The 13,018-nt window shown below is 64.5% G+C and carries 14 protein-coding genes; 5 read left to right on the top strand and 9 right to left on the bottom strand.

Annotated features, from left to right (window positions below):
• Positions 1-1,742: HNH endonuclease signature motif containing protein (locus R4P47_RS25150; protein ID WP_332112696.1), on the bottom strand; the 1,742-nt coding region annotated here is incomplete at its 3' end.
• 236 nt (positions 1,743-1,978) lie between these two features.
• Between R4P47_RS25150 and R4P47_RS21110 the strand changes: the two genes are divergently transcribed.
• Positions 1,979-2,572, top strand: coding sequence for a hypothetical protein (locus tag R4P47_RS21110; RefSeq protein WP_269595774.1), 594 nt, complete (start codon positions 1,979-1,981; stop codon positions 2,570-2,572).
• A 34-nt stretch (positions 2,573-2,606) separates the two neighbouring features.
• Here R4P47_RS21110 and fmdA read toward each other — a convergent pair whose 3' ends face one another.
• Complete coding sequence (gene fmdA / locus R4P47_RS21105; RefSeq protein WP_037195472.1) at positions 2,607-3,860, bottom strand: formamidase; 1,254 nt, start codon at positions 3,858-3,860, stop codon at positions 2,607-2,609.
• 68 nt (positions 3,861-3,928) lie between these two features.
• Here fmdA and R4P47_RS21100 point away from each other — a divergent pair, with 68 nt between their 5' ends.
• Together R4P47_RS21100 and R4P47_RS21095 are read left to right on the top strand one after the other, a co-directional pair.
• Positions 3,929-4,288, top strand: coding sequence for an FmdB family zinc ribbon protein (locus R4P47_RS21100; RefSeq protein ID WP_317785626.1), 360 nt, complete (start codon positions 3,929-3,931; stop codon positions 4,286-4,288).
• 42 nt (positions 4,289-4,330) lie between these two features.
• Positions 4,331-5,560: an FAD-binding domain-containing protein gene (locus R4P47_RS21095; protein ID WP_317532951.1), complete on the top strand. Its 1,230-nt coding sequence runs from the start codon at positions 4,331-4,333 to the stop codon at positions 5,558-5,560.
• A gap of 14 nt (positions 5,561-5,574) precedes the next feature.
• Here the strand turns inward: R4P47_RS21095 and R4P47_RS21090 are convergent, their stop codons facing one another.
• Genes R4P47_RS21090 through R4P47_RS21080 form a run of 3 tightly spaced genes read right to left on the bottom strand, consistent with a single transcriptional unit; the run spans position 5,575 to position 8,266 of the window.
• The gene (locus tag R4P47_RS21090) at positions 5,575-6,348 is read right to left on the bottom strand and encodes a DUF4097 family beta strand repeat-containing protein (RefSeq protein ID WP_317532952.1); all 774 of its coding nucleotides are present in this window, start codon (positions 6,346-6,348) and stop codon (positions 5,575-5,577) included.
• Positions 6,345-7,001: a response regulator transcription factor gene (locus R4P47_RS21085; RefSeq protein WP_317785625.1), complete on the bottom strand. Its 657-nt coding sequence runs from the start codon at positions 6,999-7,001 to the stop codon at positions 6,345-6,347. The genes R4P47_RS21090 and R4P47_RS21085 overlap by 4 nt, the downstream gene beginning before the upstream one ends.
• Entirely contained in the window at positions 6,992-8,266 is a 1,275-nt protein-coding gene (locus tag R4P47_RS21080) for a sensor histidine kinase (protein ID WP_317532953.1), read from the bottom strand. The genes R4P47_RS21085 and R4P47_RS21080 overlap by 10 nt, the downstream gene beginning before the upstream one ends.
• A gap of 135 nt (positions 8,267-8,401) precedes the next feature.
• On the opposite strand from R4P47_RS21080, the gene R4P47_RS21075 reads away from it, so the two are divergent.
• Both R4P47_RS21075 and R4P47_RS21070 read left to right on the top strand, forming a co-directional pair.
• Positions 8,402-9,034 (top strand): DedA family protein, encoded by a 633-nt coding sequence (locus R4P47_RS21075; protein WP_149407659.1) that lies wholly within the window; start codon positions 8,402-8,404, stop codon positions 9,032-9,034.
• Positions 9,035-9,073: 39 nt separating this feature from the next.
• Positions 9,074-9,256 carry a hypothetical protein gene (locus R4P47_RS21070; protein WP_068045244.1) on the top strand — a complete coding sequence of 61 codons (183 nt, stop codon included), beginning with the start codon at positions 9,074-9,076 and terminating at the stop codon, positions 9,254-9,256.
• Here the strand turns inward: R4P47_RS21070 and R4P47_RS21065 are convergent.
• From R4P47_RS21065 to R4P47_RS21050, 4 genes are all read right to left on the bottom strand, one after another.
• On the bottom strand, positions 9,244-10,074 hold the full coding sequence (locus tag R4P47_RS21065; RefSeq protein ID WP_317785624.1) for a MerR family transcriptional regulator: 831 nt from the start codon (positions 10,072-10,074) through the stop codon (positions 9,244-9,246). The two genes, R4P47_RS21070 and R4P47_RS21065, sit on opposite strands and share 13 nt — an antisense overlap.
• Before the next feature lie 97 nt (positions 10,075-10,171).
• Positions 10,172-10,648 (bottom strand): GNAT family N-acetyltransferase, encoded by a 477-nt coding sequence (locus tag R4P47_RS21060; protein ID WP_317785623.1) that lies wholly within the window; start codon positions 10,646-10,648, stop codon positions 10,172-10,174.
• 48 nt (positions 10,649-10,696) lie between these two features.
• Positions 10,697-11,821 (bottom strand): hypothetical protein, encoded by a 1,125-nt coding sequence (locus R4P47_RS21055; protein ID WP_317785622.1) that lies wholly within the window; start codon positions 11,819-11,821, stop codon positions 10,697-10,699.
• Between the two features lie 101 nt (positions 11,822-11,922).
• The gene (locus R4P47_RS21050) at positions 11,923-13,014 is read right to left on the bottom strand and encodes an ABC transporter ATP-binding protein (protein ID WP_300515952.1); all 1,092 of its coding nucleotides are present in this window, start codon (positions 13,012-13,014) and stop codon (positions 11,923-11,925) included.
• Positions 13,015-13,018: the final 4 nt, after the last annotated feature.

The following is a 13,018-nucleotide window of genomic DNA, read 5'->3' as shown; positions in this document are numbered from 1 at the left end:
CACTTTCCTGGTCCGGTGCCGACGAGTGCGTGGTGCATGTCGCAGCCGAAGGTCAATCCGTCGATGTCGGTGTTGCCGCCGTCTATCCAATCGGTGAGGTGGTGGGCTTGGCACCAGGTTGCGGGGCGGGTGCAGGACGGGAAGCTGCAGCCACGGTCTCGGGCGATGAGCACGATCCTCTGATCGGCGGAGGCGATGCGTTTGGAACGGCCCAGATAGAGGGCTCTGCCGTCGTCGTCGAAGATGGTCAGATAGTGGTGGGCGTGGGAAGCCATGCGGATGGCGTCGCGGATCGAGACGCGGGATCCGGTACCGGTCATGGCGTAGCCGCAGCCGGCTTCCAGATCCTTCAGGGTCATGGTGACGATGGCGGTGACGGGCAGGCCGCGGTGGGTGCCGAGGGTCCCGGAGGCGAGGGTGTGCCGGAGTGCCAGTTTCAGGGCGTCGTGACGACGTTCGTTCTGGGTGCGGATGTCACGCTGGGCTGCGGCCTCGCGCGTTGACGCCGCCGCCTCGGCCCGTGCCTCACTGCTCTCGGTATCGCCGTGCCCGGCAGCGGTACGCCTGGCAGCAGGGCCGTCGGAGGAGGTGCCGTCGGAGGAGGTGTCGTCAGAGCCTGTACCGCAACCGCATTCGATGCCGCCTCCGCACTCGTCGTGACCGCAGTCGTCGTGACCGCAGTCGTCGTCACCACAATGGCCGTCACCGCAATGGCCGTCACAGCCACATGGACCGTCGTTCCAGAGTCCCGCATCACGTCGCCACCCGTCTTTACGCTCAGGTAGCGGTGGTGTCTCGGAATTGGAGTCCCCCGATCCTGCATCACTCGCCCCTGCTTCGCGGGGCGTGGTCCCGGGCTGCGGTCGTGCGTGGGCATCCTCGCCCGAGGTGTGGTCGTCCTCGTCGCTTCCGGTGTCGTCGTCGACGATCGGTTTGCCGTCGGCGGGGTTGTACATGCCAGGCTTCGCGGCTTTCGAGAACAGGGCTTCGAGGTAGGCGCGTAGTTCGGGGTCGACGCAGAAGTTGCCTTCCGACATACCGTCGGCACCTTGCTCGCCGAGATAGAAGAACGCATCCCTACGTTTGCGCGGCTTCGGTTTTCCGTCCTCGTCTTCGTCTTCATCGTCGTCGTGATCGCCGTCGGGGTTGAGGATCGAATCCAGTGACGCTACCAACGGTGCGAAGTCGTCGGGGCGTCTAGTCGATGCGTAACCCACCAACTGCTCTTCGGCGAGATCGCGGGTCTGCGGATCGACGTCCTTGGGCAGATGGCGAAAGAACTCGCGAATCATCTGCACATGCTTGGCATCGAGCAGCCCGGCCCGTAATGCTTCGGCGGTGTGCGGCAGCAACGGCGGCAGAACTTCACCGGAGAACGAGGTGCGATCCCCCAACTCCGCAGCCAGTCGTACCCGAGCACCCGCTGCCCGTGGGGTGATCCGCAGCATCCACGCCACCGAGGACGGGACCGAGCCCGGATATACGTCGAGGCCGTGCTGAGAGACCAGCTCGTTGAGCCAGGTGTACGAGTACGCGGTCAGCGACCGTGTCAGCATCTCCATGCGTTGGATCACCGCACGCCGGTCGGCGTTCGTCCACGACGCCGACGCCTGCTCCGCCAACTCCGCAACCACGGACTCGACCCGCTCCACCAATGCCGACAAGTCGGGATCGGACACGTCAGGGGCAGGCGGCACCACATCGATGCCGTCCACCCCTGATCCGCCGTCCCCCGAAAGCATGAACAAAATCTACCGCGACCCACCGACAAGTTTTCGAACAGATTTACGAACAGGGCAAGACGACTGTCGACGGCTCCGCCCATCATCTACGCAGTCACGGTGGTAGGAACTGACGTGAGCCATCCGAACCGCATGATCGGCATTCGGAGCTGAACGATCCTGGCTTGAACAATTCGCCTGGCAGGTGGTGGCTCAACCTGTCAGCGGGCGCACTCGATGTCGGTAGCGTGAGGGCTATGGCATCGAGCACGTATCGCCCGGAATGGTCGAACGACGATCTGCAGCAGAATGTCTCGGAAGCGCAGTGGGTGGACTACAACCTCGACGGCCTCGCCACAATCACAGTGGGCTCGCTGGTCCCCACTGCGTTCGACGCCTTTGCCCGTGTCCTGTATCCCGTACGTGCCAGCACGACCCAGCATGCATCGTCGAAAACCGTTGCACCCTGGCGTGATCAGCTGGAATCCGTCAGCACCGTACTGACTCGACACACGACAACGCCGGACGAGTGCTGGTTCGCCGTCTGGGAAGGCAACACCGCACTCGACGACATTCGCGCGACGGCACCGACCGCAGCCATCGCCGGCTACAACTATTTTCTGTTGAAGGGACCGGTCTCACGCGCAACCGACACACTCGAACGATTGTCACCGAACCTGTGGTGGCCCAGCGATCACACATGGTGCGTGGCTCAGCACTTCGACTTCCCCTGCGCGTATCTCGGTGGCAGCACAGAGACGGTCTCGGACATCCTTGCGCTCGCCGAAGTCGAGTCCCGGCCGGTCCGCGTCAATCAGAACATCACTGCCGGCTACGACGAGAGCCACTAGCCATTCGGCGGCAAATCTCGACCACCGCGCTGCGTCAGAACTGCGCTCTCGGCGCTCCCATTCCCGGGTCGATTTGGAATGGTCCGCTGGCGGAGGGCGCTATCGGGAAGTCGAAGATCGCGGTGGGGATGTACACGGTGGCACAGGAATTGGGGATGTCCACCACCCCGGACAGGCGTCCTTCGATCGGGGCCGAACCCAGCAACAGGTACGCCTGCTCGGGGCTGTAGCCGAACTTGGTGAGGTAGTCGATCGCGTGCATGCATGCGTTCTGGTACGACAGGTCGGAGTCCAGATACTTCTGCTCACCGTCGACGGTCACCGAAATGCCCGAGAAGGCAATCCATTCCGAGTACTGCGGTGCCGTGTTGCCGGGCATGAAAATCGCGTTTTCGCTCACCCCGTAGGTCTCCATGCCACCCTTGATCAGGTCGACGTGCAGGTCCATGAAGCCGCCCATCTCGATGGCGCCACAGAACGTGATCTCTCCGTCTCCCTGCGAGAAGTGCAGGTCTCCGAAAGACAATTTCGCCCCCGGCACGAACACCGGATAGAAGACGCGAGTGCCCTTGGTGAGGTTCTTGATGTCCTGATTTCCGCCGTTCTCGCGGGGCGGTGCCGTGCGCGCGGCTTCACCTGCGACACGGGAGAATTCGTCGCCGCTCAGTGATCCGAGAATTGCCCCGTCGAGTTCTGGGGCAAGTGCCAGTGGCGGAACACGATTGGGGTCGGTAGCGATCAAGGCACCTTCACGGGCGTTCCACTTCGCCAACAACTGCGCCGAGGGCGCGGTCCCCATGAGGCCGGGATGGGTGATGCCGGTGTACTTCACGTGCGGAACGTGACGAGATGTGGTGGTCTGCCCCGAGAAATCCCAGATTGCCTTGTACGCGTCGGGGAATCGATCGGTGAGGAACCCACCGCCGTTCTCCTTGGCGAAGATTCCCGTGTAACCCCAGCCCTGACCGGCCAGCGGACCCGAATCCTCCTGCGGGATCGGCCCTACGTCCAGGATGTCGACGATCAACAGGTCGCCGGGCTCGGCTCCCTCGATGTGGAACGGCCCGGACAGTGTGTGCACGTTGTTGAGCGGCGCATTCAGAATGTCCTCGGCGGAATCGTCGTTGTGGATGGCCCCGTCGAACCATTCGCGGCAGTGGGCCCGAAAAGATGTGCCGGGTTTGACCGTGACCGCCGCCGGAATGTCGGGATGCCATCGGTTGTGGCCGACGATCTCCTGTTCGGTGAAACTCTTCGTCGAGTCGAGCGGAAACAGCAGTTCGGGCACTGGACACCTCCGGTTGCGCGGATTCCCCTGCCTCGATCATTGCACCGTCGTGGTGCATCCGGCCGCATATGGCATGTAAATCTTGTATGACGTTGTGCCGGAACGTCGCTGATGCGACATCTAACGCTACCCTCGGATACGTGCCCACCTACAGCTTCCGCTGCGCACAGCGTTGCGCCCCCGTCGAGCAGCGATTCTCCATGGCCGACGTGCCCTCCGAGGTGCCGTGTCCGGCATGCGGGCAGGCGGCAGCCCGAAAGATCTCCTCACCCGTTCTCGGTCGGGGTAACAGCGCTGCGATGCAAGCGCACGATGCCGCCCGCGCCACCGCGGACACGCCCGCCGTCGTCTCGTCCGTACCTCACCAGGGTAGGGCGGCGACAAGAACGACATCGAACCTGCTTCATCGACGCCTGCCGCGACCCTGACCCCCGCGTTTCCCTTTCCTCCCGACGGGGAAGTCCGACGGCATGTCCGAGCTACCTCCTCCCCCGTCCATCGCCGATGGCGCCGCCACCGATGACGTCGTCGCCTGGGTTGCCGAGCACCTGGGCGATCTGGCTCGCGAGGGGGCGGACGGGGTCACCGCCGGTGCCATTCCAGGTGGGCAGTCCGCTGCCGATAGCGCGCTGGCCGGACTCGACATCACCGGCTATGCCCGCGATCGAAGCACCGTTCTCCCGGTGAACCGCCGAGGTGCGAGTCGCATGTCGCCGTACATCCGCCACGGGCTGCTGACGCTGCGCGAAGTGTGGGACGCGGTCGCCGACGCTCCCTCCCGCGACCGTTCCCGCTACCGCGACGAATTGATGTGGCAGGAATATGCTCGCCACCTCTATGCACGGGTCGGAACGGATCTCGGCCGTTCGCTCCGCCGTGAGCAGCCGCGTCCGCAGGGCTGGACCGCGCAGCCGTGGCCCGAGGAGATGAACTGCATGTCCTCGGTGGTCGGTGAATTGCACGACGACGGCTGGCTCGTCAATCAAACTCGCATGTGGCTGGCGTCCCAGTGGGCAGTCCGCGCCGGTGCGACGTGGCGCGATGGCGAGGACGAGATGTTCGCCCACCTACTCGACGGCTCTCGCGCAGCCAATCGCCTCGGCTGGCAGTGGACCGTCGGCACCGGAAGCGGCAAAGTGTACGGCTTCAGTCGATGGCAGGTGAACAAGCGAGCACCGTCCCTGTGCGGCAACTGCGCACTGAAAGATGCGTGCCCCATCGAGAATTGGCCCGATGACGATCTCGGCCCCGCGGTCGACGGCCCGGATCTGAACAAGGCGCCGATTCCCGCCGGTCCTGCAAACGTGGAAGGACAAGGTGCGGAACAAGTCTGGCTGACAGCCGAATCTCTCGGAACCGCAGACCCCGCCTCGGCTGCGGATACCGACCGACCTGCCGTGTTCGTGTTCGACGAACCACTCCTGCGGAAACTGCGGCTCTCCGGCAAAAGGCTGGTCTTTCTTGCCGAGACGCTCGGTGAGATCGCGTCGACCCGCCCGTTGGAGGTGCGCCGCGGTCGAGTGGCCGACGAACTCTCCGGGCGCCCCCTTGGCCACCACCTGGGCGCCCGTTCCCGGCTTCTCCCGCATCGCCGACGCCGTGGCCCCGGTCGAGTTGCATCCGTGGCCGTGGCTGGTGCGTCCCACCACGTCCTCGGTCAGATCGTTCAGCGCATGGCGTCGGAGTCATTGAACAGGTAAGTCGCTGACCGAAACTATCTCCGCTGCACCGAAATTTGGCCGTCTTCACTGGTGATCGACACCGACCTCGGGGAATTCGGATCGTCGACGACGTCGATGTCGACATCGCCCTTCTCCGACGTCGCCTCGACGTCGTAGAAATCGGCCGCCGGTAGTTCGATCATGCTGTCGCCCTGCATGTTCTGTACGCGGACCGAGTCCGGTGGCACCCTCGAATCCAGGGCGACCCGACCGAATGTCGTATCCACCTCGACTGTCGACACAGCCGCGTCGGTGATGTCGACGTCACCGAATCCGGTGGTGATGTCCAGGGTTCCGGCAGATCCCCGAGCTGTCACGGATCCCGCGGACGTGGACACCGATGCCTGCGCGTCCACGTCGGAGAGCTCCACGTCGCCTGCTGCTGCGTCGATGTCGACAATCAAGCCGGCGGGTATCCGTAGTTCGAGGCCGATGTCGCAGCTGCCTCGCTTGCGGTAGGAACACTCCACAGCGATCGTCGAGCCGTCCTCGCTGATGTCGACCGTCGGAGTATCTCCTCGGTACGAGCCGTCGGCCCGTACGTGCAACTCCGAGTCGGGGCTCATGGACACCGACACCTTGGCGAATCTCGTTGTGACGGAAAGATTATTTCCGGCGATCGTCGTATCGGCAGAGTAATCGAAAGAGTGCATCTTCGGGGTGGTGAAGCCGACGGCGAGGGTGGCCGTCGTGGCCGCTCCTGCGGTACCGACCGCTACGACGGCAACCGACACGGCGACAGCAGTGCGCCACAGAACTTTTCTCACTGGATCGCTCCCAGATATCGCAGGACGGCCATGACACGGCGGTGATCGGCGCTGTCGCCGAGCAGCCCGAGCTTGGCGAAAATGTTTCCGATGTGCTTCTCCACGGCTGCTTGACCGACCACCAGAGCAGCGGCAATTCCGGCGTTCGACTTGCCTTCGGCCATGGCGGTCAACACTTCCCGCTCGCGCGGGGTCAGCGAGTCGAGTGGATCCGATCGTGGGGCCCGAGCCAGGATCTGCTGCACCACTTCTGGATCGATGACCGTGCCGCCGGTGGCAACGGTCCGCACAGCATCGGCGAATTCGTCCACGTCGGCTACCCGGTCCTTCAACAGGTAGCCGACGCCGTCCGTGCTCTGCCGGATGAGCTCGGCCGCGTACCGTTCCTCCACGTACTGCGAGAGCACGAGAACCCCTACAACGGGCCACCGTTGGCGAATGACCAGCGCTGCGCGCAGACCTTCGTCCAGGAAGGTGGGAGGCATGCGTACGTCGATCACGCAGACATCGGGAAGCGGATCGGCAGCGGACATGGCCGCGAGCAGTTCCGACGCGTCGGCCACCTTGCCGATCACGTCGGCTCCGGCATCGGTCAGCAGGCGAGCGACTCCCTCTCGCAACAGAACCGAATCGTCGGCGATGATCACTCGCACGGGATGCTCACCTCGAGCCGCGTCGGGCCACCGGACGGCGACGTGATGGACAGGGTTCCGTCGATTCCGCTGAGCCTGTCCTCGAGCCCGGCCAGGCCGCCTCCCGGTGCCGGATGCGCTCCGCCACATCCGTCGTCGACCACCGTCACCCGCACTGCGGACTCGACTCTCGCGACGTCCACACGGACGTGGTTTGCCTTCGCGTGCTTGCTGACGTTGGTCAGGGCCTCCGAGACGACGAAGTAGACCGTCGACTCGACGGTGGCGTCCGGGCGTCGATCACCGGATAGGGCCGGGTCTATCCGGAACGTCACCGGTACCGTGCACAACGCCGCGACGGACGACAATGCGGCGTCGAGTCCACGGTCTGTCAGGATCGGCGGATGCAGACCGCGTGTGAGGGTGCGGATCTCGCCGATCGCGTTCTTTGCTTCTCGATGTGCGTCGTCCAGCAATTCCTTCAACACCGCGTCCTCGCTCGCAGAGACGCGCGACTTCGCCTGCCCCAGTGACATTGCCACCGAGACGAGACGCTGCTGGGCCCCGTCGTGCAGATCGCGTTCGATACGACGGCGTTCGGCATCCGCAGCGTCGACGACACGAGCTCGACTCACCGTCAATTCGTCCACTCTCCTACTGGACTCCGATCGACCCAGAAGGGCTGCGGCACTCCACCAGTCGAGTCGCGCCAGGGCGGTGAGCAGCAGCGGCACCCCCGCAACGAAGGTCACCAAGGATGCGAAGCCGACCAACGCGACGAACGGATAGCCCACCCGCTCGCCGATTTCGAGCTGATTGGCGACCGGATTCGTCACGATCCAGGCGACCGGGGCCAGCGCGAGAACCGGCAGGGCCACGAAGAGCGCCGGCAGCAAGAACAGCAGAACAGCCGATACCGGAATGCGGATGAGCCAGTAGCACAACGACTTCCACAATCCGATGTCGCGGAGGCACCAGACGAACTTGCGCCAACTGGTCGGGTACACGGTCACTTCGGGGCCCTCGATGGCAATTCCACCGGTGAAACCGATTCCGGCACGCGCTGCACGGTCCATCCACTTGAGCGCCACTATCGTCAGCGCGAAGACGAGCACACCGCTGAGCGCAAACGGCAGTGCGCACACCGCCAGAATCAGCAGACCCAGGATCATCCAACCGCCCAGCCCGGCGACCGTCGATGCCAGCAACGACGCCACCGCAAGCCACCAGTGCGGCGATATCCACGCCCTGAGTGGATTCACGGGAATCGGTAGAGCCTCGTTCATGCGGATCAGCCTAAGTCGGGTGTCGTCGGCTTGTCCGCAGTGTGAACCCACGGCCCGAGGTAGGGCTGGCCCTACCGTCGATCCGTGGGTCGATCGTGGTGTTTTCCGTGCCACGGTCGACCAGATTCGACAAGTATGAACCTGAACATCCTCGATGTGGACCGGTTGTCGTCCGTGCCCGTATGGGTCGTCTTCGCCGTCGTATTCGTGCTGCTGGCGTTCGAGTCCGCGTCGTTGCTCGGTCTCTTCACACCAGGAAACAGCGTCCCGATCACGCTCGGGGTGCTGACGTCGATCGGCGTCGTACCGTGGCTCCCTGCCGTCGTCACCGCCGCGGTCGCGTCGAGCCTCGGGGCGCAGTGGGCGTTCTGGCACGGTCGCCGCACCGGCACGGTGTTGGGTCTCGGGCGTGCAGAGTCGGCGCTGCCTGCCGCGGTGATCAGGGTTGTCCACGGGCTGGCCACACACGCACGATCACGACCACGCGCTGTCGCCACTGCCGGTCACCTCATCGGGGGTGTCCGCACCATCACGCCCCGACTCGTCGCGACCTCCTCACTGCGGCATCGCGAATACGTGGTGCTCAGCCTGCTGGCCGCTGTCGTGTGGGCAGGTGTACTGGTGTCGGCCGGAGCGTGGCTGGGCGACCGAACCATCATCAGGACCGCCCTGGGATACGCCTGGATTCCGGCTCTGACGATCATGATCGCGACCCAGCTCAGGCGTCGAACACGGTCGTCTTCTCCCGAACTTGTCGGAGCCCGGTGATATCAAGGATGTAGAGAGATACGACAGAAAGGGATTCGCATGTCCGCACGCTTCGATACCTGCCACGGCACACTCGTGATCCACGCGGTCGGCGGTGCGGAGTGCACGGAGCCGGACTGCGTGGACCTCGAGTACGTCCGCCACTTCCTGGTGCTCGAATGCGAGGAGGTCACCGGCGGCTGCCAGTGCACCGCTCTCGTGGAGTTCGCTCAGGCGTCCTGACGTCGAACGACCGGCTGCTGCAGCTCGGTGACCCAGTTCTCCTGCGGCTGCGGCTCCGATACCAGGTAGTACTCGCGGCAGACACCCGAGAGTTCGTAGCCGTTGGCCTCGATCCACGCCATGAACTGTTCCCAGGTCTCACCGATCGTGGCCATCGAACCGTGGTGAACGGTGGTCACCGCGAGTTCGACGGGCGGAAGCGCACGAACCTCGAAGCCCTCACCCGAAACGACCTCAGGTGTCACCTCGAATGCGGCATGCACGGTGATGCCGCTGCCGTCCCCGTCGTCGACGGCCTCGTACATGGCGATCGACGACGGCCCGAACGTCACGCCGTGCCCAGCGAGCGTCTGGGCGAGTCGGGCGTACATCGGGCCGATGACCGGACCGATGTTCTCGGGCCCGAACCCGGCCGCGGTATCGGTGACGAGAGCAACACGGGTGGGTGGCAACGACTTGGTGTCCACGGTGATCATCGAAATCCCTTCGGTGTGGGAGAGCCGCGCATCGATGCGACGCAGACGAGCGGCATCGAGATCGAGTCGACGCGCGACATCATCACGCTTCGCGGCGAGCATCTCGCGTAGCCGATCATCATCGACCTGTCCGTGCACGATCTGCGTCACCTCGTCGAGCCTGAACCCGAGGTCCTTGAACATGAGAACGCGTCCCAGAACCTCGAACTGCGAACCGTCGTACGAGCGATAGCCCGTGAACGGATCCACCCGTGCCGGCGTCAACAGCCCGATCTCGTCGTAATGCCGAAGCATCCGAACCGACACCCGGCCGATCGATGCGAACTCTCCAATGCTGAACATGACCCTCCGAGGTTCTCGTCTCACACAGTGTGAGGGTCAAGAGAACAAAATCGGGTGCACTGGACCGCGGTGAGCGCGGTCAGCTGCACCCGATTCTTCAGGACACGGGAATCGAGAAGCGAACCGCCGACCCGATGAAGTCGACACGTACGCCTCCTGCTCGCTCCAGCGTCGCGATCGAGGCCGCGTTGTCCACGTCGCATACCGCCGTTACCCGGGTCATGCCCAGTTGTGCGGCGAACCTCAGCATCTCGCGAACCGCCCAGGAGGCAACTCCCCGACCTCGTTCGGACGGTCGAACCCCGTAGCCGAGGTGCCCGAGACGGTCGGCGAGTTCATGGCTGTCGTGTCTGAGTGCGATGCCGCCCACTACGCGTTCGCCCTGCACGATCCAGCGGTACGTGCACTCGGCGTCGACCCGAAGCCGCTCGACCCAGTCCGAAAAGCCCTGTGCCGACTCGACATCGTCGTCGGCCGTCAGCCCGAAGCCGTCCTCGTGGAACCCAGGCCCCCACTCTGCATGAGCCTCCCGCCAGGCGGCGGCGAAGTCATCGGAGGGAACGACGAGGTGCACCGGCCGACGGTAGCACCGGATCGAGGCGCACCCCGATCCGACGTCCGCTCATCGAGGGGTGATGGAACCGAGGAACGAGGTGGTCCAGATGGCCGAATTGGCCGATCCTGCAGCATCGTTCGTCGGAACCAAACCGTTGAGTGTCACCTGGCCGCCGGTCAGGCCGAGAGCAGGCTGCGGTGGCAAGGTGAAGCCGCAGGACTGCTGCACGGTGCCCGGTTCGATCGGCAGATCGATACGACGGCACTGTCCGATGGACGTGGCCGTGAGCGCAGGCGTCACACCGTAGCTCGTGATGCTCAACGACGCGCCGAAATCGGGAGACGACGGGTTCTGGTAGCAGATCGATGCGGTGGCTGCGACGTCTGCGGAGGGCTCGGTCGATGCCGCGCCGGTGGCGGCGTCCACCGACACCGCGTGAATCTCCGTCGTGCGCACTCCACCCGGGCATGCGGGAGTGCTTCCGGTCGAGACCGAGTTCACCTCGCGCCCGACGCTGTACTTCACGGAACCGGTCGGTTGCGCTGTTCCCGCAACGGGTTCCGGAACGGGAGCGGTCCCTTCACCGAGTGTGTAGAGCGTCCACAGCGAGCCGGTGCGTCCGTCCGGCAGGCGAAGCGGGTTGGCGATCGAGTTGCTGGTCGCGACACCGTCGATGACCCCGGAATCGTTGGGGTTCACTCGCAGAACACAATCGACGGCCGCGCGACCGGGCAACCCGATCATGAACTCGATCCCGCACGGCCCATACATCGACAACTCGCCCAGTCCGGGGGCTGTCAGTGCGCCCCACTGGTCGAGGAAGGCCTGGCCGTCGATGATCGGCCCGGCGCACACGTAGATCGGTCCGACGTTCTGAGCCGTCGGGTTCTGCAAGAAGCCCGTCGACGGGTCGTTGGTGAAGGTGTACATCCGTGCGTCGAGGCGCTCGACAACGGTCATAGAACGCGGAGAGCCGAAGTAGTCGTTGCACGCCGCGTTGTCCTCCGCGGTCGGACGCTGGCCGCTGTCGACGGTACGGAAAACGCTGAAGTGACCCGGCCCGTTGTCGATGGACCCCATGATGGTCGCTGGTGCCGGACTCGGCGCAGAATCCGCCGAGGCCGTAGCGATCGGACACAACGCGACCGCCACCGCAGACACCACGACGCCGCGCAACCACTTCTTCGACACTTCGTATCCCCCGGAAAAATAGTGGATCCGCAATTGGTGCAGATCGGACTCACCCCGCCGAGGAGACTAACGCAACAGCCGTTGAGAAGCGAGAGGTGGCCCTAGGGGCGCAGGTTCAATCCTGTTGTCGTCGAGAAGTAGTGAGCGGACTCCGCGCGTGGGGCGATTCGGAGGACATCGCCCTGCGACGGGGTTGCGATATCGGGGATGCGCGCGATGATCTGTGCCCCGACGGTGCCGAGATTCGACGCGTCCTCGACGGTCCGGCCGTAGATGTAGGCGTCCGCTCCGAGTTCCTCGACGACGTCGACGACGATGTCGGTACCGGACTCGGAGAGCGTCCAGGCTTCCGGTCGCACGCCCATCGTGACGCGGCTGCCGTCGATCCGGTCGGCGATGGCACGCTCGATGGGGACCGACAGCGAGCCCAGCTTCGCGGCTCCGGCGACCACGTCGACCTCGAACAGATTCATCGCGGGAGAGCCGATGAACCCGGCGACGAATGCGTTGACCGGGCGCTCGTACAGCTCCTTCGGGCTGGCACACTGCTGCAGCACACCGGCTTTCATGATCGCCACACGATCACCCATCGTCATGGCCTCGACCTGATCGTGGGTGACGTACACCGTGGTGGTGCCGAGCCTGCGCTGCAACAACGAAATCTGCGTGCGAGTCTGAACGCGGAGCTTGGCGTCGAGGTTGGACAGCGGCTCGTCCATGAGGAACACCTGCGGGTTCCGCACGATCGCGCGGCCCATCGCGACGCGCTGACGCTGACCGCCGGAGAGCGCCTTGGGTTTACGGCCGAGGTAGTCGGTGAGGTCGAGTATCTTCGCCGCTTCCTCGACGCGTCGGCCCACTTCGGCCTTGTCCATGCCGGCGATCTGCAGTGCGAAGCCCATGTTCTTGGCGACGGTCATGTGCGGGTACAGCGCGTAGTTCTGGAACACCATCGCGATGTCGCGTTCCTTCGGTGCCAGCGACGTGACGTCGCGATCGCCGATCTTGATGGCACCGTAGTCGACGTCCTCGAGCCCGGCAAGCATGCGCAACGAGGTGGACTTTCCGCAGCCGGACGGACCGACGAGAACCAGAAACTCGCCGTCCTCGATGGCGAGGTCCAACGATTCGACCGCCGCGACGTCCGATCCCGGATAGAGCTTGGTCGCTCCTTCGTACGTGACCTGTGCCATGGGA

The sequence above is a fragment of the Rhodococcus sp. IEGM 1370 genome, assembly GCF_033142325.1.
GTDB lineage: Bacteria > Actinomycetota > Actinomycetes > Mycobacteriales > Mycobacteriaceae > Rhodococcoides.
Note: the sequence above shows the minus strand (reverse complement) of the source record. Positions and strands in the feature narration are given on the sequence as shown.

Bases quoted from the DNA above. Each gene is read 5' to 3' on its own strand.
- R4P47_RS21110 (WP_269595774.1), top strand. From the start codon at position 1,979: ATGGCATCGAGCACGTATCGCCCGGAATGGTCGAACGACGATCTGCAG.
- R4P47_RS21100 (WP_317785626.1), top strand. From the start codon at position 3,929: ATGGCATGTAAATCTTGTATGACGTTGTGCCGGAACGTCGCTGATGCG.
- R4P47_RS21095 (WP_317532951.1), top strand. From the start codon at position 4,331: ATGTCCGAGCTACCTCCTCCCCCGTCCATCGCCGATGGCGCCGCCACC.
- R4P47_RS21080 (WP_317532953.1), bottom strand. From the start codon at position 8,266: ATGAACGAGGCTCTACCGATTCCCGTGAATCCACTCAGGGCGTGGATA.
- R4P47_RS21075 (WP_149407659.1), top strand. From the start codon at position 8,402: ATGAACCTGAACATCCTCGATGTGGACCGGTTGTCGTCCGTGCCCGTA.
- R4P47_RS21070 (WP_068045244.1), top strand. From the start codon at position 9,074: ATGTCCGCACGCTTCGATACCTGCCACGGCACACTCGTGATCCACGCG.
- R4P47_RS21065 (WP_317785624.1), bottom strand. From the start codon at position 10,074: ATGTTCAGCATTGGAGAGTTCGCATCGATCGGCCGGGTGTCGGTTCGG.
- R4P47_RS21050 (WP_300515952.1), bottom strand. From the start codon at position 13,014: ATGGCACAGGTCACGTACGAAGGAGCGACCAAGCTCTATCCGGGATCG.